17 protein-coding genes are annotated in these 17,785 nt (G+C 62.4%); 10 read left to right on the top strand and 7 right to left on the bottom strand.

The genetic code is table 11. The annotated features are described in order from the left end of the window. Nucleotides 1–8: 8 nt before the first annotated feature. The 7 genes from PZN02_RS23935 to ehuB form a co-directional block, all read right to left on the bottom strand. Nucleotides 9–1,505 (bottom strand): NAD-dependent succinate-semialdehyde dehydrogenase, encoded by a 1,497-nt coding sequence (locus PZN02_RS23935; RefSeq protein ID WP_280663121.1) that lies wholly within the window; start codon nt 1,503–1,505, stop codon nt 9–11. 118 nt (nt 1,506–1,623) lie between these two features. Further along, a complete protein-coding gene (locus PZN02_RS23930) occupies nt 1,624–2,106 on the bottom strand; it encodes an Lrp/AsnC family transcriptional regulator (RefSeq protein WP_280663252.1) in 483 nt (160 codons plus the stop codon). Then, the gene (locus tag PZN02_RS23925; RefSeq protein ID WP_280663120.1) at nt 2,106–2,837 is read right to left on the bottom strand and encodes a GntR family transcriptional regulator; all 732 of its coding nucleotides are present in this window, start codon (nt 2,835–2,837) and stop codon (nt 2,106–2,108) included. The genes PZN02_RS23930 and PZN02_RS23925 overlap by 1 nt, the downstream gene beginning before the upstream one ends. Nucleotides 2,838–2,839: 2 nt before the next feature. After that, a complete protein-coding gene (ehuA, locus tag PZN02_RS23920; RefSeq protein ID WP_280663119.1) occupies nt 2,840–3,619 on the bottom strand; it encodes an ectoine/hydroxyectoine ABC transporter ATP-binding protein EhuA in 780 nt (259 codons plus the stop codon). A gap of 3 nt (nt 3,620–3,622) precedes the next feature. After that, a complete protein-coding gene (gene ehuD / locus PZN02_RS23915; protein WP_280663251.1) occupies nt 3,623–4,273 on the bottom strand; it encodes an ectoine/hydroxyectoine ABC transporter permease subunit EhuD in 651 nt (216 codons plus the stop codon). Next, nucleotides 4,270–4,998 carry an ectoine/hydroxyectoine ABC transporter permease subunit EhuC gene (gene ehuC / locus PZN02_RS23910; RefSeq protein WP_280663118.1) on the bottom strand — a complete coding sequence of 243 codons (729 nt, stop codon included), beginning with the start codon at nt 4,996–4,998 and terminating at the stop codon, nt 4,270–4,272. Before ehuC ends, ehuD begins: the two co-directional genes overlap by 4 nt. 63 nt (nt 4,999–5,061) lie before the next feature. Continuing rightward, on the bottom strand, nt 5,062–5,925 hold the full coding sequence (gene ehuB, locus PZN02_RS23905; protein ID WP_280663117.1) for an ectoine/hydroxyectoine ABC transporter substrate-binding protein EhuB: 864 nt from the start codon (nt 5,923–5,925) through the stop codon (nt 5,062–5,064). A gap of 190 nt (nt 5,926–6,115) precedes the next feature. Between ehuB and PZN02_RS23900 the strand changes: the two genes are divergently transcribed. Genes PZN02_RS23900 through doeB form a run of 10 tightly spaced genes read left to right on the top strand, consistent with a single transcriptional unit; the run spans nt 6,116 to nt 17,661 of the window. Then, complete coding sequence (locus PZN02_RS23900) at nt 6,116–7,297, top strand: M24 family metallopeptidase (protein ID WP_280663116.1); 1,182 nt, start codon at nt 6,116–6,118, stop codon at nt 7,295–7,297. Nucleotides 7,298–7,357: 60 nt separating this feature from the next. Further along, nucleotides 7,358–8,506 (top strand): M24 family metallopeptidase, encoded by a 1,149-nt coding sequence (locus PZN02_RS23895; protein WP_280663115.1) that lies wholly within the window; start codon nt 7,358–7,360, stop codon nt 8,504–8,506. An 8-nt stretch (nt 8,507–8,514) separates the two neighbouring features. After that, a complete protein-coding gene (locus tag PZN02_RS23890) occupies nt 8,515–9,771 on the top strand; it encodes a sarcosine oxidase subunit beta family protein (protein WP_280663114.1) in 1,257 nt (418 codons plus the stop codon). A 9-nt stretch (nt 9,772–9,780) separates the two neighbouring features. Beyond that, on the top strand, nt 9,781–10,047 hold the full coding sequence (locus tag PZN02_RS23885) for a sarcosine oxidase subunit delta (RefSeq protein WP_269285711.1): 267 nt from the start codon (nt 9,781–9,783) through the stop codon (nt 10,045–10,047). Further along, complete coding sequence (locus tag PZN02_RS23880; RefSeq protein ID WP_280663113.1) at nt 10,044–12,983, top strand: sarcosine oxidase subunit alpha family protein; 2,940 nt, start codon at nt 10,044–10,046, stop codon at nt 12,981–12,983. Before PZN02_RS23885 ends, PZN02_RS23880 begins: the two co-directional genes overlap by 4 nt. Continuing rightward, nucleotides 12,976–13,473, top strand: a complete 498-nt coding sequence (locus PZN02_RS23875; RefSeq protein ID WP_280663112.1) for an aminomethyltransferase family protein — start codon at nt 12,976–12,978, stop codon at nt 13,471–13,473. Before PZN02_RS23880 ends, PZN02_RS23875 begins: the two co-directional genes overlap by 8 nt. Continuing rightward, nucleotides 13,464–14,459: a hydroxyectoine utilization dehydratase EutB gene (eutB, locus tag PZN02_RS23870; RefSeq protein WP_425336347.1), complete on the top strand. Its 996-nt coding sequence runs from the start codon at nt 13,464–13,466 to the stop codon at nt 14,457–14,459. The genes PZN02_RS23875 and eutB overlap by 10 nt, the downstream gene beginning before the upstream one ends. Then, nucleotides 14,456–15,448: an ectoine utilization protein EutC gene (gene eutC / locus PZN02_RS23865; RefSeq protein ID WP_280663110.1), complete on the top strand. Its 993-nt coding sequence runs from the start codon at nt 14,456–14,458 to the stop codon at nt 15,446–15,448. Before eutB ends, eutC begins: the two co-directional genes overlap by 4 nt. Before the next feature lie 26 nt (nt 15,449–15,474). Next, the gene (gene doeA / locus PZN02_RS23860; RefSeq protein ID WP_280663109.1) at nt 15,475–16,656 is read left to right on the top strand and encodes an ectoine hydrolase DoeA; all 1,182 of its coding nucleotides are present in this window, start codon (nt 15,475–15,477) and stop codon (nt 16,654–16,656) included. 6 nt (nt 16,657–16,662) lie between these two features. Beyond that, nucleotides 16,663–17,661, top strand: a complete 999-nt coding sequence (gene doeB / locus PZN02_RS23855) for a N(2)-acetyl-L-2,4-diaminobutanoate deacetylase DoeB (protein WP_280663108.1) — start codon at nt 16,663–16,665, stop codon at nt 17,659–17,661. The last annotated feature ends 124 nt before the right edge of the window (nt 17,662–17,785 follow it).

Raw genomic sequence — 17,785 nt, 5'->3', positions numbered from 1 at the left:
AAATCCGTTCAGGCGGCAGTGTCGATGCAGAGATATTTGAGTTCGGTGAAGGCCTCCATGCCATGGCGTGAGCCCTCGCGTGCCAGGCCGGACTGCTTCCAACCGCCGAAGGGGATCGGTCCGCCGGTGATCTTCACCCGGTTGATTGCCACCATACCGTACTCGAGCGCGCGTGCGAGCCGCAGCTGGCGAGCGCCGTTTTCGGTGACGACATAGGCCACGAGGGCATATTCGGTGTTGTTCGCCCGAGCGATCACCTCATCCTCGCTGTCGAATGCGGTGACGGCGGCCACGGGGCCGAATGTCTCTTCGCGCATGATTAGCGCGTCGTCGGGCACATCGGTGAGCACGGTCGGCTGGAAGAACAGCGGTCCTGCGGCGTGCCGCTTGCCGCCGATCGCGAGTTTCGCGCCGCATTTCAGCGCGTCGGCGACTTGCTCCTCTACTTTGGCGATGGCGCGCTCATGCATGAGCGGTCCGATGTCCGTGTCTTGTGCGAGCCCCGCACCGACTTTAAGACGGGAAACGCGTGCAGCGAAAGCCTCGTTGAAGGCTTTCAGGATCGGCCGTTCGACATAGATCCGGTTTGCCGCGAGGCAGTCCTGCCCAGAGGTCGCGAACTTTGCGGCGATTGCGATGTCTGCCGCCTTCTCCACGTTGGCATCGGCGAACACGATGAGCGGCGCATGGCCGCCGAGTTCCATCACCAGCCGCTTCATCGTCGGAGCGCACTGGCGGGCGATCAGCTTGCCGATCTCAGTGGAGCCGGTGAAGCTCATGGCGCGGACGCGGGGCTCCTCGCACAGGCGGCCAACAATGGTCGCAGCATCACCGGTGACAACGTTGAAGACTCCGGCCGGAAGACCGGCGCGCTCGCCGAGTTCCGCAAGCGCCAGGGCGGAAAGCGGCGTCTCGGAGGAGGGGTGAGCAACGACAGTGCAGCCGGCAGCGAGCGCACCGGCCGCCTTTCGGGTGATCATCGCCGAGGGGAAATTCCAGGGCGTGACGATGCCGACCACGCCGAGTGCTTCGCGGCGCACGATCATTTCCGCGCCCGGCAGATGGCTCGTCACGCTCTCGGCGTTGAGCCGCTTGCCTTCCTCGGCATACCATTCGATGAAGGAGGCGGCGTAGTCGATTTCGCCGCGGGATTCCGCAAGCGGTTTGCCCTGCTCCAGTGTCATCAGCAGGGCGAGATCCTCCTTGGCGGCAAGCATCAGCTCGTACCACTTGCGCAGAATGGCGGCGCGTGCTTGCGGCAGCATGTTGCGCCACGCCGGGAAAGCCTTGGCAGCGACATCGACGGCTTCCGAAGTTTGGACGGCGTCGAGCGAAGCGATCCAGGAAAGCGTCGCTCCGGTTGCCGGGTCTGAAACTTCGAAGGCCTTGCCATCACGCCCGGCAACCCAACGCCCTCCGACATAGGCGAGCTCTCGTAAGAGCTGCCGATCATTGAGGTGGTTCAATGCGTCATGGAAGGTCGTGCGCGCGAAAACAGCAGTCATATCCGATCTCCTCTCTTGTTGCGGGAAGTCTGGACTGCAACGGGGAGAGAAGTTGTCTATTCCGGGCACATACGGCAGAGAGTTGGACTAAATAACCGAGGCAGTAGAGCCGGATTGTCTATGGTGTGTGAGACAGCAGGCTGGCGAGCGGCAGCAGGGTTTCTTCCTTGACCGTCTTGGTGACGATGTAGGTGAAATAGCGGTCTATGCCCAACTCGCGATCCAGCAAGCCATCCATGAGCCGCTGGTAGGCGTCGACGTCGGGTGTCATGATTTTCAGAATGTAGTCGACGCCTCCGCCGACCGACCAGCAGGCGACGATTTCGGGGATCGAGGCGACGACGCGCTCGAAGCGTTCGAAATCGGTCTGGCGGTGGTTGCCGAGCGTGATCTCGGTGAGAACGCTCGTGACGGGAGCCACTCGGCGCATCGCGAGCCGTGCGTGATAACCCGTGACTATGCCGGCCTTTTCGAGTTTCCTCAGCCTCAGCCAGCAAGGCGTTGGCGACAGCCCCGCCTTCTCGGCAAGCGCCAGCTTGGTAATTCTTCCATCCTTCTGGATCGCTTCCAGGATGCGCAAATCAATGGCGTCAAGTTTGATCATGCCTTGGAACGCCCTTCGGACAGTTCCGACTTGTCGGCGTAGGCCATCATGCGGTGGAAGCTCATCGAGATGTGGGCCCGCCGAATATATCCGATCGCCTCCCAGTCGCCGATTTCGGCGGCGGAAAGGACGGCCTGCATCTCGTTGCGAAAGGCCGAGAATTCTTCCGCCAATCCCAGCTTCGGCATCATTTTCAAGACGACGCGAACGACCTGATAGTAGAGCCGCTCGCTGATCTCCCGCAGCGGCAGGTTTCCTGTGAACGCCCTGATTTCGTCAAAAAATGCCATGTTCAGGTGCAGGAATGCCTTCTGCGTGGGATTTTTCATCTCCTCGTCGCAGCGGGCTATCAGCGCCCTGATCCGTTCCAGATCCTCGGCGCTGCGAGGAATCGGCGAAAGCTTGCCGACCAGAAGCGCAAGTTCCATGCGCAAATGATAGATCTGCACCAACTCGCTGATATCAGGGTCGGTCACGATTGTCCCGACGCCATGCACCGATTCCACCAGCCCCTCGGACTCCAGCCTTGCCAGCACACGCCTTACGGGCGTGCGGCTGGTGGAAAATTCCTTCGCCAACTCTTCCTCAGACAGGCGGCTGCTCGGCGCGTACTCGAGCATGCAGATACGGTCCCTGAGAGTGTGGTATATCCGGTCGAACCTCTCCCTGACCGATCCGGGCTGGAAGGACTCCTTGACTTCGGTATTGGCGGGCAATTCGGGGTGCAAGGTTATCCTGCTTCCAAGACAGCGTTCAGAAACTGCCTTGTCCTTTCGTTCTTGGGGTTTCCAAAGATTTCCGCAGGGGCGCCCTGTTCGCAAATCTTACCTTGATAGAAGAAGCACACCCTGTCCGAAAACTCCTTGGCGAAGCCCATCTGGTGGGTAACCATGAGCATGGTCAGGTCGTGTTCGCGACCGATCTTCCTTATAACCTGCAGAACTTCGCCCACAAGTTCCGGGTCGAGCGCCGACGTTACCTCGTCGAACAGCATGATCTTCGGCCGCATTGCAAGTGCCCGCGCGATTGCCACACGCTGTTGCTGTCCGCCCGAGAGCTGCGACGGGTAGTGATCCTTCTTGGCGGACAGGCCGACCATGTTCAGGAGCTCCGCCGCCCGTTCCTCAGCCTCCGAACGCTTCATTCCGAGCACGGTTATTGGCGCTTCGATGCAGTTTCCCATCGCCGTCATGTGCGGGAAGAGGTTGAAGGACTGGAACACCATGCCGATTTTCGCGCGGATCCGGCGTATGTGCTTGGTGGTCGCGGGCACAAGCTTGCCGTTCTGCATCATATGCGTCATCGGTTCCCCATCGACCCAGATGACACCATCATTGATGGCCTCCAGCGTCATGAGCATGCGCAAGACGGTCGTCTTGCCGGAGCCCGAGGGGCCGATGATCGACACCTTCTCGCCACGGCCGATATCGAGGTCGAGATTGTCGAGAACGGTGAGCGGGCCGTAGCGTTTTGAAACGTTCTCGAAGCGTACCATTGGCATGTCGTTCATCTTTTATCTCCGCTGCAACCAGGATTCGAGCATCCGGATGATGCCCGCTGAAACCAGACTCATGACAAGGAAGAACACCCCGACGAGCGTAACGGGCTCGGTATAGCGGAAGGTTTCAGATCCGATGTTCTTTGCGGTCTGCATGAGCTCGAGGACCGCAATGGCCGAGAGCAAGGGCGTCTCCTTGAAAAGCGCGATCAGATAGTTTCCGAGCGCGGGAACGACGGGAGGCAGAGCCTGAGGTAGGATTATATCCTTGAAAGTGTTCCACGGGGACAGATTGAGAGCGATGGATGCCTCCCATTGCCCCCTCGGTACGTTCTCGAATCCGGCCCGGTAAACCTCGGAGCAATAGGCGGCGTAGTGAATGCCTATCGCTGCCACGCCCGCGGTAAACGCATCCAACACGATCCCCGCCTTGGGCAAGACGAAGTATAGGAAGAATATCTGGATAAGCAGGGGCGTCGACCGGATGAGTTCCACCAATACCGTGACCACGACGCCGGCAACCGGAAAGGCCAGCCTGATGGAGGCGAGCACAAGCCCGAGTGTCGCCGCGATAGTGAAGCCGAGAGCGGTCGCTTGGACCGTCATGATCGCCGCCCGAGCAAGGACCGGCAGAATCTCGAATGTGAATGTCCAGTCCCACATCAGGCGACCCTTCCGCGTGTCAGTCCCTTCGAAGCACGCTGCTCAAGCAGGCGCATGACAATGGTGACGGTTAGAGAAATGGCCAGATAGATCAGCAGTACGAGGGTAAACACAGGGACGGTCTTCAGCGTGGTCTGGTTCATCTGCTGGGCCTTGAAGGTGAGGTCCGCCAGCGTAATCAGGGAAACGAGCGAGGTAGACTTCACCAATTCGATAAAAAGGTTGCCCCAGGGAGGGATCATGGCCGTAAAGGCCTGAGGCAGGATGATCCGACGCAGCATTTGTGCCTTCGACATGTTGAGCGCGATCGAAGCCTCCCACTGTCCGCGGGCCACGGAGAGGATGGCACCTCGCACCACCTCCGCTCCATAGGCTCCAATGTTCAGGCCGAGCGCCAGAACCGCCACCAGGAAGGCGTCAAGGAATACGCCGAATTGCGGCAGGACGAAATAGAGCCAGAAGAGCTGCACCAACGCGGAAGTCCCGCGGAAGATCTCAATGTAGGTCGTCGAAAGCCATCTTATCGGCAGAGGGCCGTAGAGCTTTGCGAGCGCCGCCACCAGCGCCATGAACACGGCGAGTACGGCTCCCAGAAGCGTTATCTCTACCGTCAGCACGGCGCCTTCGAGCAAACCCGGCATGAAGAGCCGGTATTCAGCGTTGGCTGAAAGCAGGGCAATCAGCACCAACGTTGCCGCGAGCATTGCGGCGAGCATGCGAATCCACATCTGGGTCCCTCATGAACGCAGGGATTGGAAGTGCGGCGCTTTCGCGCCGCCGGCCAGAAGGCGTTATTCGCCTGCGCAGAGCTGCGCGGTCGTCTTGTTGGGCAGATAGGCCTTGCCAAAGCCCAGCGGTTCGACGAGGGCGATATGCTCAGGGGTGCCCAGGAAGGCGACGAGCTCCTTATTGAAGGCCTCGACGAGATCCTTGTCCTCCTTACGGAAGCCGAAGCCGCCATGGCCCTTTACCGACTTTCCGGCAACTTCGCCGAAGGGCTCGGTCGACTCCACGCCTTCCGCTTTCTTGGCCATTTCGGCGATCGACAGCGCCGTGAGGGCTGCCGCATCGGCGCGGCCGGCCTGAACAGCGGCGACGAGGCTGGACTGGTCGGGAAGGGAGACAACCTGCTCGGCGGAGAGGCCCGCATCCTTGGCGTAGCCACTCTCGACAGCACCCGCCATCACCGCGAGCTTCAGATCCTTGTTGGACGCGAAAGTGGAATAGTCTTTTACTGCCTTGGGATTGCCCTTCGCAACCAGCATGGCCTGCCCGATGCCATAAGAAGGCTCGGAGAAGGTGATCTCGGCGCAGCGCTTGGGATTAATGAACATGCCCGCCGCGATGATGTCGAAACGACCTGCCTTCAAGCCAGGGATAAGCGAGCCGAATTCGGTGAGGACGCCGTCCACTTCGGCAATGCCCATTTTCTTGAGCACGGCCTTGGCGACTTCCGGAGCCTCTCCCGTGAGCTTTCCGTCCGGAGTGGCGAATCCGAAGGGCGCCTCATTGGCAAACCCGATGCGGATATAGCCGGCGGCCTTTGCTTTCTCGAGCGTCGTTTCTGCATGGGCGTAGCCGGAGAAGGACGCGGCGGCGATGGTGAGGGCTGCGGCCCTCAGTGCATTCCTGCGCGAAATGAGAGTTTTGAACATGGGTTCCCCTTTTTTTGAAGATGGTGTTCGCCTCGGACGGCATAAAAACCTCGCGAGAGAATAGAAGTATACATCTGACTCCCGCTTTGGCAAGACTTCCTGCAAAAAATGCGAAAATGTCTGGATCCTGTTGCGTGTCATGCAAAATGATGTACACATCTATGGCGTCGTACACGATGGAGGAGATGTCGTGAGCAGGTCGGCTGTTTTTACCGCGGCGGAGTATTCCCGCCGGATCCGTGACGTGAAGAAACGCATGGAACGGGCGGGCTTCGACCTCATCATATGTCAGGATCCCGCGAACATGGGCTGGCTCACCGGCTACGACGGCTGGTCGTTCTATGTTCCGCAATGCGTCCTCGTGCACGTGGACGAGGAACTGCCCATCTGGTTCGGCCGGGCGCAGGACGAGAAGAGCGCCCTTCTGACGACCGGCTTACCTCAGAGCAACGTCGTGCCGTTTTCGGAGTATCTGGTGCAGAATCCGGAAGGCCATCCCTTCGACGAGCTTGCCGAGCTGGTGCGCGCCCGTGGCTGGGGGAAGGCGCGCATCGGTGTGGAGATGGATGCACACTACTACACAGCGCGGTGCCACGCCCATCTCGTCAAAGGGCTTCCGGAGGCCAGCTTTTCCAACAACGGCGACCTGGTCAATTGGGCCCGCCTGATCAAATCCGAGCCCGAACTGGCCTTGATGCGTGAGGCCGGCGCCATCTGCTCACATGCGATGGAGCGGGCCATCGCCAAGATGAGCCCCGGGGTGCCGCAGAACGAAGTCATCGCCGAACTCTATCACGCCCAGATCATGGGCGTCGGTGGTCTCGGTGGCGACTATGCCGCCATCTGCCCGCTGATGCCCGTTGGCGAAGGCACTGCCACACCGCATTTGACCTGGACCGAGGATCCTCTGCCGCAGTCCGGTCTTGCAATCCTTGAAATCGCCGGCGTGAGGCGGCGCTACCATGTGGCGCTGACCCGCACGGTGCACTTTGGTCGCCCGCCGCAGACTTACCTCGATATCGCCAAGGCCATTGTCGACGGTGTGGATGCCGGGCTCGAAAAGGCGCGTTCCGGCAACACCGCCGAGGAGGTCGAGGCCGCATGGCAGGCGGTTCTGCGCAGCCGGGGACTGAAGAAGGAAAGCCGCGTCGGTTATCCGATCGGCCTCGCCTATCCGCCGGACTGGGGCGAGCGCACGGTCAGTCTCCGGCCCGGCGACCGGACCGAGTTACAGCCGGGCATGTGCTTTCACATGATGGCGGGCGTCTGGCTTGGCGATTTTGGCCTGGCGATATCCGAGTCCTTCGTTGTCACGGACAAGGGCGGAGAGAAGCTTTGCACGTCGCCGCGGGAGCTGATCGTCGTCGAATAGACGCTGATCGATATCCATTCGAAGCGCCGCCGGCCGAGGGCGGAAGACAAGAGAGAGACTATGGACGGTAATCCCTTTACCGATGGCGAGATCGCGCGCCGTCTTGAAGCTGTGAGAGCGGGGCTCGTCGATCGCGGACTCGACGCGGCGGTTTTCGCATCGCCGGAAAACATCTTTTACCTGACGGGCCTCGACCACTGGGGCTACTTTGCCCCCCACCTTCTCATCGTTCCGCTACGGGGCGTACCGACCCTCGTCACGCGTGCGATGGAGCGCGTGACGATCGAAAATCACGTCCGCGCGGCCGAGTTCCGCGGCCACAGCGACAGCGAAACCGCAGCCGACCTCGCGTCGCGCATTCTCAACGATCAGGGCTTTGCCGGAAAGCGGCTCGGGCTCGAGCAATGGACGTCCGGGCTCAGCCACGGGCTTGCGCGGCGGCTGGAATCGCTGGTGTCCGCCGAGTGGAGCGATGTCTCCAACCTCGTGGATCAGCTGCGATTGGTGAAGAGCGCCGAGGAGCAAGTCCTCATGCGGCGGGCCGCCGCGGTCACCGATGCGGCGGCGAGCGCCGCCATCGAGACGATCGCCGACGGTGCACGCGAGCGCGACATTGCTGCCGAGTGCATCGCCGCGATGACCCGCGCTGGAGGTCATGTTCCGGGCTTTGGCCCCTTCATCCGACCGGCCTCCCGGCTTGGCGAGGAGCACACGACGTGGGGATCTGGAAACTACCGCCAGGGGGAGCCGGTCTTCATCGAGCTTTCCGGATGCATCTCGCGCTATCACGCGCCCCTGGGTCGCCTGATCCGGCTTGGAGGCATCAGCGACGCCGATGCGCGCATGGCGGAAGTGACGGCGGCGGCCTTTAATGCCGTTGTCGCGGCGCTCAAGCCCGGTGCGCGCGCCCGAGATGTCTACGCCGCCTGGCAGGCTGTCGTCGACAATGCGGGCCTTTCCCACTACCGCCGCCATCACTGCGGCTACTGTGTGGGTGTCGGTCAGCCCCCGTCGTGGACCGGGGGAAATACGGTGACGGGTCTCAGGCACGATTCCGATCTCGAGATCCGCACGGGGATGAGCTTCCACATCCTTTCCTGGCTTATGGGGACCGGCAAGGGGGACGATTTTGTCTCCAACACCGTGCTGCTGACGGAGACCGGACCCGAGGTGCTGACGCGCACGCCGCTCGGCCCGATCGTTCGATAGGACTTGTCATGAGCCGTTATTCGGTCTTCTCGCTGCTGCGCCACGCAGCCACAGGCAACCGGGGATGGCAACGCGCCTGGCGCGCCGCCAGTCCAAAGGCCTCCTATGACGTCGTCATCATCGGAGGCGGCGGACACGGCCTCGCAACCGCCTTCTATCTCGCCGAAAACCACGGCATCCGCAACGTCGCGGTGCTGGAGAAGGGCTATATCGGCGGCGGCAATGTGGGCCGGAATACGACGGTCATCCGGTCGAACTATCTGCTGGACGGCAATACTCAGTTCTACGAGTTCTCGATGAAGCTCTGGGAGGGAATGTCGGCCGCCCTGAACTTCAACGTCATGTTCTCGCAGCGCGGCCAGCTCGTGACGGCACATTCGGCGGATCAGCTCGATACGTTCAGCCACCGCGCCAATGTCATGCGGTCCAACGGCATCGATGCGGAGATCCTCGACAGGGACGCCGTGCGCAAGCTCGTGCCCTATCTCGACTTCTCCGACACCGCGCGGTTTCCGATCCATGGCGCGATCTTCCAGGGGCGCGCCGGCACCGCCCGCCACGACGCGGTGGCTTGGGGTTATGCGCGCGCGGCGAGCGGCCACGGCGTCGACATCATCGAGGGCTGCGAAGTTACGGACTTTGTCCGGCAGGGTGATCGGATCGTCGGCGTTGAAACCACCCGCGGCCGTATCGGTGCCGGCCGGGTCGGTCTTGCGGTCGCCGGCCATACGTCCGTCCTTGCCCAGAAGGCGGGTCTGGAACTTCCGATCGAGAGCCATTTGCTCCAGGCCTTCGTGACGGAGCCGGTCAAGCCGCTGGTCGACCATGTCGTGGCCTATGGGGCGGACCACTTCTATCTCAGCCAGTCGGACAAGGGCGGCCTTGTCTTTGGCGGCAACCTCGATGGTTACAACTCCTACTCCCAGCGCGGCAACACCGGCGTGCTGCGGGAGGTCTGCGAAGCAGCGATCGCGCTGATGCCGAACATCTCGCGCCTGCGCCTGCTGCGCCATTGGGGCGGGATCATGGACATGACGCCGGACGCAAGCCCGATCATCTCGCTGACGCCCGTCGATGGTCTCTATCTGAGTGGCGGCTGGTGCTACGGCGGTTTCAAGGCGACGCCTGCATCCGGCTGGTGCTTCGCCGAGATGCTGGCGACCGGCGAGACGCCGGCGCTCGTCCGCGGCTACGGGCTGGGGCGCTTCCGCAGCGGGCACATGATCGACGAAGCGGGCGCCGGCCCGTTCGCCTGGCTTCAATAGGAGAGCGAGATGCTTCGTATCGATTGCCCCTGCTGCGGCGTGCGTGACCATAGCGAATTCCGTTACGGCGGCGATGCCACCGTCGAGCGGCCCGCGCACGACAATCCGGATCTCGATGCCTGGTACCGCTATGTTTACGTGCGGGCCAATCCCAAGGGGCTGCATCGGGAGTATTGGCAGCATGTTCTCGGCTGCCGCCAATGGCTCGTCGTCGAGCGCGACACGGTCACGCATTCGATCCATTCGGTCAGTTTTTCAAGAAGGCAACGGGCATGACTTCAACCGAAAAGCGCCTTGCATTAGGCGGATATCTGGACCGCTCGCAAGTCCTCAAGTTTACGTTTGATGGCCGTCAATACGCGGGATTCAAGGGAGACACGCTGGGTTCCGCCCTGCTTGCGAACGGGGTTTCGCTGGTCGGCAGGAGCTTCAAGTATCATCGCCCCCGCGGCATCCTTTCCGCCGGCGCAGAAGAGCCGAACGCGCTGGTAACGGTCGGCACGGGCGCGCGCCGCGAGCCGAACCTGCCGGCCACGATGCTTGAACTGACAACCGGCCTGGAAGCGGCAAGCCAGAACAACTGGCCGTCGTTGCGTTTCGATGTCCAGAGCGTCAACAGCCTGTTCAGCCCGCTTCTTTCCTCGGGGTTCTACTACAAGACCTTCATGGGGCCGAGCCGCCGGGCCTGGATGTTCTATGAGCACTTCATCCGCAAGGCTGCGGGTCTCGGCAAGGCGACGATGATGCCGGACCCAGATGTGTACGACTCCCGTGACGATTTCACCGACGTGGCGGTTGTCGGCAGTGGGGCCGCCGGACTTTCCGCCGCCCGAGCCGCCGCGCAAGCCGGAGCACGTGTGTTGCTGATCGAGCAGGACTTCGAAATCGGCGGCCGACTGCTTTCCGAGCCTGCCGGAGCGGCATGGCTGCGCGCGATGCGGACCGAGCTCGAGGAAATGGCGAACGTGCGCATCATGCGCCGCACGACCGCCTTCGGCCTCTATGACGGGAACACGCTCGCGCTGATCGAGGATGCGGATCCCTTCGCTGGTCCCGTGATGGGCGTGGCGCGGAAAACCTTCACGTTGCTGCACGCCCAAAGCATCGTTTTCGCGACCGGCGCGATCGAGCGGCCGATGGTCTTCCCGAACAATGACCGGCCCGGTGTCATGCTGAACTCGGCGATCAGAACGTATCTCAATCGCTACGCGGTTCTGCCCGGCAGAAATGTCGTGATCGCGACCGCCGATGATAGCGCCTATCTCACCGCTTTCGATCTCCTCGCCCACGGGGCACGCGTCACGATTGCCGACGCAAGGCCGCTCGCGGAGCCGACGCTGCTGGCGAAGGCGAAGCAAATGGGCGCGGAGGTTCATCTCGCGACGAATGTGGCGGATGTGAAAGGCAAATATGCGGTAACCGGTGTCGTTCTCGCAGGAAAGACAGGCACCACTAGCGTCAGCTGCGATCTGGTCGGCATGTCGGCCGGCTGGTCTCCGGTGCTGCATTTGACGTCGCACCAGGGAGTGAAGCCTGTCTATCGGACAGACATCGACGCCTTCGTTCCGGGGCAACTTCCTGAAACCCAGTTTGTCGTGGGCGCGGCGTCGGGAAGCCCGAGTGTCTCTGCTGCCGTTGCCGAAGGCAGCCGCGCCGGCCGCGCGGCGGCCGCTGTTGCCGGAAGGATAGCAGCGGTCGCCGAAGCCCCCGTGTTGGAGATTGAGGAAACGGCCGGACCGACGACTGTCTACAAGCCGATCTTCGGTCAGCGAAAGGCATTCGTCGATTTCCAGATGGACGTGACGCTGGACGATATCCAGCTCGCCCAGCGGGAGGGCTACGAGTCGGTCGAACACCTCAAGCGCTATACGACGCTTGGAATGGGAACGGACCAGGGCAAGACCAGCAATATCAACGCCCTGAAGGTGATGGCCAAGCTGCGCGGGATTTCGATCCCGGAGGCCGGAACGACCACGTTTCGGCCGCCCTACACGCCGGTGGCGATCGGGGCGGTTGCCGGACGTGCGACAGGTCATCACTTCCGTCCCTACCGCCTCACACCGATCCACGACTGGCACACTGCGAACGGCGCGCAAATGCTCGAGGTCGGGCTCTGGATGCGACCGTGGTTCTTCGAGGCATCCGGCAAGGATGTGAATGCGGCTTACGTCAACGAAATGCGGCAGGTGCGGTCTGCGGCGGGAATCATGGACATCTCGACGCTCGGCAAGATCGACATCCAGGGACCGGACGCGGCCACCTTTCTCGACAGGGTTTACGCCAATGGCTTCGCCAGCCTTAAGGTCGGGCGGGCGCGTTACGGCGTCATGCTGCGCGACGACGGCATCGTCTTCGATGACGGAACGACGACGCGCCTCGGGCAAAACCGCTTCTTCATGACGACGTCGACCGCCAAGGCGGCGGACGTGCTTTCCTGGCTGGAATTCCTCCTGGACACGGCGTGGCCCGATCTGCGCGTCTCGGTTTCGTCGGTCAGCGACGAATGGGCGGGCATGTCGGTCGCGGGACCCGCGAGTGGTAAGATACTCGCTGCCGCATTCCCGGATATCGATTTCTCCAACGAGGCGCTGCCGCACATGGGGCTGGCCGAGGGAACCTTCAAGGACAGTCCGCTTCGGATCATACGCCTTAGCTACTCGGGCGAGCGCGCCTATGAGATCTATGTTGGGGCCTCGAATGGAGAAGCCGCCTGGCGGCACGTGATCGACGTCGGCGCGCCCTATGGCCTGAAACCGTATGGAGTCGAGGCGCTTGGGGCGCTGCGCATTGAAAAGGGCCACGTGGCCGGCCCCGAAATCGACGGCAGAACGACGCTCTCGGACCTGGGCATGGGACGGATGGTCGCCAAGCGAAGCAGCTATGTCGGAGAGGCGCTGAGCCGTCGGGAGGCTTTTCAGGCGGCAAACCGTCAGCGGCTGGTCGGCCTGAAATGCATCGAACCCGGCAAACGGCTTCGCGGTGGGGCGCTTCTTTTTGCGCCCGGCGAGCCGCTGCAAGGCCACGGCCACGGCCGCATGACGTCGATCACCTACAGTCCGGAGCTGGACTGCTACATCGGCCTCGGTCTCCTCGCCGCGGACTTCAAAGGCGACGAGGTGATTGCCTCCTATCCCATGAAAAACGAGGTGGTGCGGGCGCGCGTCGTTTCGCCTGTCTTCCTCGATCCCGCCGGAGAACGCATGCATGGTTGAGACGTCATCTGCCAAGCGCATGGTGCTGAAGCAACTGCCATGCCCGCTCATTCAATGCGATGCATGGGACGGCGCACTTGCGGCGTTCGAGGCGGCGCTTGCCCGCGAGATCGGTGGCGCCCTGCCGACGCAGGTCGGCGAGATCGCTGGCCGCGACGGCCTGAAGGTCGTACGTGCGGGACCACGCCGCTTCTGGATCTTCCCGAGGGAGCGCTCGTCAACGATTGCTTCCGGCATTCCGCCCGAATTGGGCTGCAGACTCGACCTCAGCGAAGGGCGGATACGCATCGAGGTCTCTACGCCTGATCTGTGCGATGTCGTCTCCAAGTGTCTGGCGATTGACTGGGACCGCACACTGGGTTTGGCGACCTTTTCCTCGCTGCACCGCATCCCGGTCATGTTCACGCGTTCCTCGGAGCGCGATGGCGAATTTGTCGTGCCGCGAAGCTTCGCCCGAAGCATCTCTGAATGGCTGGAGGAATGCCAGTGATGGAGCTCGACACTTTCCTGGCTGCCCGCCAACGGATCGCCGGCCGGGTGCTGCGCACGCCGCTCGTCCTTTCCGCGTCGCTTTCTGAACGCTGCGGCCTGCCTGTCGGCATGAAGCTCGAACACCACCAGACCACCGGCAGCTTCAAGCTGCGCGGCGCCGCCAACGCGGTCCTGTCGCTCAGCCCGAAAGAGCGGGCCCGCGGCGTCGTGGCGGCCTCGACGGGGAATCACGGCCGGGCGCTTGCCCATGCGGCGAAAGCCGAAGGATCGAGTGCGACGATCTGCATGTCCCAACTCGTACCGGAGAACAAGCTCTCGGAGATCCGACGCCTCGGAGCGAATGTGAGGATCGTCGGCAGATCGCAAGACGAGGCCCAGCAGGAGGTCGACCGCCTGGTCAGCGAGGAGGGGCTGGTGATGGTGCCGCCCTTCGACCATCCGGCGATCGTTGCAGGTCAAGGCACGCTCGGGCTGGAGATTGTCGAGGACATGCCGGAGGTGTCGACGGTGCTGGTGCCGCTATCGGGTGGCGGGCTTGCGGCGGGCGTCGCCGCCGCAGTCAAGGCACGTCGGCCGAAGGCGCGGGTGATCGGGCTGACGATGGAGCGGGGGGCGGCGATGAAGGCGAGCCTCGACGCCGGCCGGCCCGTGCAAGTCGAGGAAGAGGCAAGTCTTGCGGATTCACTCGGCGGGGGGATCGGACTGGACAACCGGGTCACGTTCGCCATGTGCCGCGATCTCCTCGACGACGTCGTGCTGCTTTCCGAAGAAGAGATCGCCGCCGGCATTCGTCACGCCTACGAACAGGAACGCGAGATCGTCGAGGGGGCGGGGGCCGTCGGCTTCGCGGCCCTTTTGGCGGGCAAGATCAGAAACATCAACGGACCCGTCGCGGTGATCCTTTCAGGACGCAACATCGACATGGGGCTGCACCGGCGCGTGATAAACGGCGAAACGGATCCCCTTCGGGAGGGTAGAACATGAGACAAATGAAGATTCTCACAGAGGCCGATCTGAGGGCCGTCGTATCGCTCGACCTCGAGGCGGTCGATTGCGTCGAGGGCGCTTTTCATGCCTTGGCTACGAAGGCCGTGGTGATGCCGCCCATCCTGCGGCTGGATATTCCCGAGTACCGCGGCGAAGTCGACGTCAAGACGGCCTATGTTCCCGGCATCGAAGGCTTTGCAATCAAGATCAGCCCCGGCTTCTTCGACAATCCGAAGATCGGGTTGCCGAGCACCAATGGAATGATGGTGCTCCTGTCCAGCCGCACCGGCCTCGTTGAGGCGCTGCTCCTCGACAACGGCTACCTGACGGATGTACGCACCGCCGCCGCCGGAGCGGTTGCCGCCAAGCATCTTGCCCGGGAGGATGCCAGCGTCGCCGCGGTTCTGGGTGCCGGGATGCAGGCGAAGCTGCAGCTTGAGGCGCTCGCGCTGGTGCGGCCGATCCGCGAAGCGCGCATTTGGGCGCGCGATCATGCGAAGGCCAAGGCCGCGGCGGATGAGCTTGCTGCAAAGCTCGGGATCCCCGTGGTTGCCGTTTCAGACGCCAAGGCGGCTGTCTCGGGCGCACACGTCATCATCACGACGACGCCCTCGAGCACGCCGATACTGAAAGCGGAATGGCTCGAGAAAGGACAGCACGTCACGGCGATGGGATCGGACGCCGAGCACAAGAACGAGATCGAGCCCGCCGTCATTGGCCGCGCGGATCTCTATGTGGCCGACAGTCTCGCGCAGACGCGCAGGCTGGGCGAACTGCATCACGCCATCGAGGCTGGCGTCGTCGGCGTCGGAAATGACTTCCCGGAGCTTGGGCAGATCATCGCCGGCCAGAGACCGGGACGCTCTGACGCCGATCAGATCACCGTCGCGGATCTCACCGGCACGGGCATTCAGGATACGGCAATAGCCACTCTCGCCTTCACGCGGGCCAATGCGGCGGATGCCGGGACCACGTTCGAAAGCTAGGCCGGGGGGAAATGGAGGAAACGACGATGACGCAACCCAATCTCAAATTCTCCTTGGCGGAATACGAAGCAAGACTGCTCAAAACGCGCCAGTCGATGGAGGCGAAGGGCGTCGATCTGCTGATCGTCAGCGACCCTTCGAACATGGCCTGGCTGACGGGCTATGACGGCTGGTCCTTCTACGTGCACCAGGCCGTGATCGTACCGCCGTCGGGCGAACCGATCTGGTTTGGCCGCGGTCAGGACGCCAACGGTGCGAAGCTGACGGCCTATCTGAAGCACGAGAACATCATCGGCTATCCCGACCACTACGTGCAGTCCACCGAGCGCCATCCGATGGATTACCTCTCCGGCATCCTTGCCGACCGCGGCTGGGGGGCACTGCGGATCGGCGTCGAGATGGACAACTACTGGTTCTCCGCCGCGGCCTTCGCCTCGCTGCAAAAGCATCTGCCGAATGCTCGCTTCGTCGATGCGACGGCGCTCGTCAACTGGCAGCGCGCGGTCAAGAGCGAGACCGAGATCAAGTACATGCGCAACGCGGCTCGCATCGTTGAGGGCATGCATCGGCGTATCTTCGACAAGATCGAGGTTGGCATGCGCAAATGCGATCTCGTCGCGGAGATCTATGACGCCGGCACGCGCGGGGTTGACGGTATCGGCGGCGACTACCCGGCTATCGTGCCGCTGCTGCCTTCGGGCCGTGACGCGACCGCACCGCATCTTACGTGGGACGATAAGCCCATGAAGGCGGGAGAGGGGACCTTCTTCGAGATCGCTGGCTGCTACAATCGTTACCATGTGCCACTGTCGCGCACCGTCTTCCTAGGCAAGCCGACCAAAGCCTTTCTCGACGCGGAAAAGGCGACCCTCGAGGGAATGGAGGCGGGACTTGCCGTCGCCAGGCCGGGCAACACCTGCGAAGACATAGCCAGCGCCTTCTTCGCGGTCCTGAAGAAATACGGCATCGTCAAGGACAATCGCACCGGCTATCCGATCGGGCTTTCCTATCCGCCTGACTGGGGCGAGCGCACCATGAGCCTGCGTCCCGGCGACAGGACGGAACTAAAGCCGGGCATGACCTTCCACTTCATGACGGGGCTTTGGCTCGAGGACATGGGCTTCGAGACCACGGAAAGCATCCTCATCACCGAGGCGGGTGTCGAGTGCTTCGCCAACGTGCCGCGCCAGCTCTTTATCAAGGACTAGCATCAAATGACCGAGACGATATTGCGGCCATCGCCGATCTCAGCAAGCGTCGATTTTTCGGCCGAAGGCGTCCAGCACGGTTTCCTGCGGCTACCTTACAGCCGTGATGATTCCGCCTGGGGATCGGTGATGATCCCGATCACGGTCGTCAAGAACGGAGATGGGCCAACGGCCCTTCTCACCGGCGGCAACCACGGCGACGAGTATGAAGGGCCGATCGCGCTCTTCGATCTCGCCCGGACATTGGAGCCGGATGAGGTGAAGGGGCGGGTCATCATCGTACCTGCCATGAACTATCCCGCCTTCGCCGCCGGCACCCGTACGTCGCCGATCGACAAGGGCAACATGAACCGGAGCTTTCCGGGAAGACCGGACGGCACCGTGACGCAGAAGATCGCCGACTATTTCCAGCGAGAGCTGCTGCCGCTCGCGGACATTGTCCTCGACTTCCACTCGGGGGGAAAGACGCTTGATTTCCTGCCGTTCTGCGCGGCGCACATCCTGCCCGACAAGGAACAGGAGGCAAGGGCCTTCGAACTGGTCAAGGCGTTCGGCGCGCCCTGGTCGATGAAGATGCTGGAGATCGATGCGGTCGGAATGTACGACACTGCGGCCGAGGAAATGGGCAAGGTGTTCATCACCACCGAACTCGGCGGTGGCGGAACCGCAACCGCCAGGAGCGCTGGCATCGCCAAACGCGGCGTCAGGAATGTACTTCGCTCCGCCGACATCTTGAAAGGTGCAGTCGAGGCGTCGAAGACCGAATGGCTCGACATGCCGGACGGGGACTGCTTCCTGTTCGCGGAAGACGGAGGCCTGATCGAGCCACTCGTCGATCTGGGGGAGAAGGTGCACAAGGGCGACGTGGTCGCCCGCATTTACCCCATCGGACGCACCGGCGCCGAACCTGTCGCGATAAAGGCGAAAATGGATGGGCTGCTGGCCGCCCGGCACTTCCCATGTCTGGTCAAGCAGGGCGACTGCGTTGCCGTCGTCGCGGTGTAGCGCATTTGACCGACAATAATGCCCTAGAGCGGGATGAGGAAAAGTGTGCGCGGTTTTCCGCCCGCATCCCGCTCTAGCTTATTAGAAATCGATCACGTTTATGATTTTGGGTCGATCCCAAAAT

The sequence above is a fragment of the Sinorhizobium garamanticum genome (assembly GCF_029892065.1).
GTDB lineage: Bacteria > Pseudomonadota > Alphaproteobacteria > Rhizobiales > Rhizobiaceae > Sinorhizobium > Sinorhizobium garamanticum.
The sequence above is the reverse complement of the archived record's forward strand: the minus strand, read 5'-3'. Positions and strand labels throughout refer to the sequence as shown.

Bases quoted from the DNA above. Each gene is read 5' to 3' on its own strand.
- ehuA (WP_280663119.1), bottom strand. From the start codon at position 3,619: ATGAACGACATGCCAATGGTACGCTTCGAGAACGTTTCAAAACGCTAC.
- PZN02_RS23885 (WP_269285711.1), top strand. From the start codon at position 9,781: ATGCTTCGTATCGATTGCCCCTGCTGCGGCGTGCGTGACCATAGCGAA.
- ehuC (WP_280663118.1), bottom strand. From the start codon at position 4,998: ATGTGGATTCGCATGCTCGCCGCAATGCTCGCGGCAACGTTGGTGCTG.
- doeA (WP_280663109.1), top strand. From the start codon at position 15,475: ATGACGCAACCCAATCTCAAATTCTCCTTGGCGGAATACGAAGCAAGA.
- eutC (WP_280663110.1), top strand. From the start codon at position 14,456: ATGAGACAAATGAAGATTCTCACAGAGGCCGATCTGAGGGCCGTCGTA.
- PZN02_RS23895 (WP_280663115.1), top strand. From the start codon at position 7,358: ATGGACGGTAATCCCTTTACCGATGGCGAGATCGCGCGCCGTCTTGAA.
- PZN02_RS23935 (WP_280663121.1), bottom strand. From the start codon at position 1,505: ATGACTGCTGTTTTCGCGCGCACGACCTTCCATGACGCATTGAACCAC.
- doeB (WP_280663108.1), top strand. From the start codon at position 16,663: ATGACCGAGACGATATTGCGGCCATCGCCGATCTCAGCAAGCGTCGAT.
- ehuB (WP_280663117.1), bottom strand. From the start codon at position 5,925: ATGTTCAAAACTCTCATTTCGCGCAGGAATGCACTGAGGGCCGCAGCC.
- eutB (WP_425336347.1), top strand. From the start codon at position 13,464: ATGCCAGTGATGGAGCTCGACACTTTCCTGGCTGCCCGCCAACGGATC.
- PZN02_RS23880 (WP_280663113.1), top strand. From the start codon at position 10,044: ATGACTTCAACCGAAAAGCGCCTTGCATTAGGCGGATATCTGGACCGC.
- PZN02_RS23890 (WP_280663114.1), top strand. From the start codon at position 8,515: ATGAGCCGTTATTCGGTCTTCTCGCTGCTGCGCCACGCAGCCACAGGC.
- PZN02_RS23875 (WP_280663112.1), top strand. From the start codon at position 12,976: ATGGTTGAGACGTCATCTGCCAAGCGCATGGTGCTGAAGCAACTGCCA.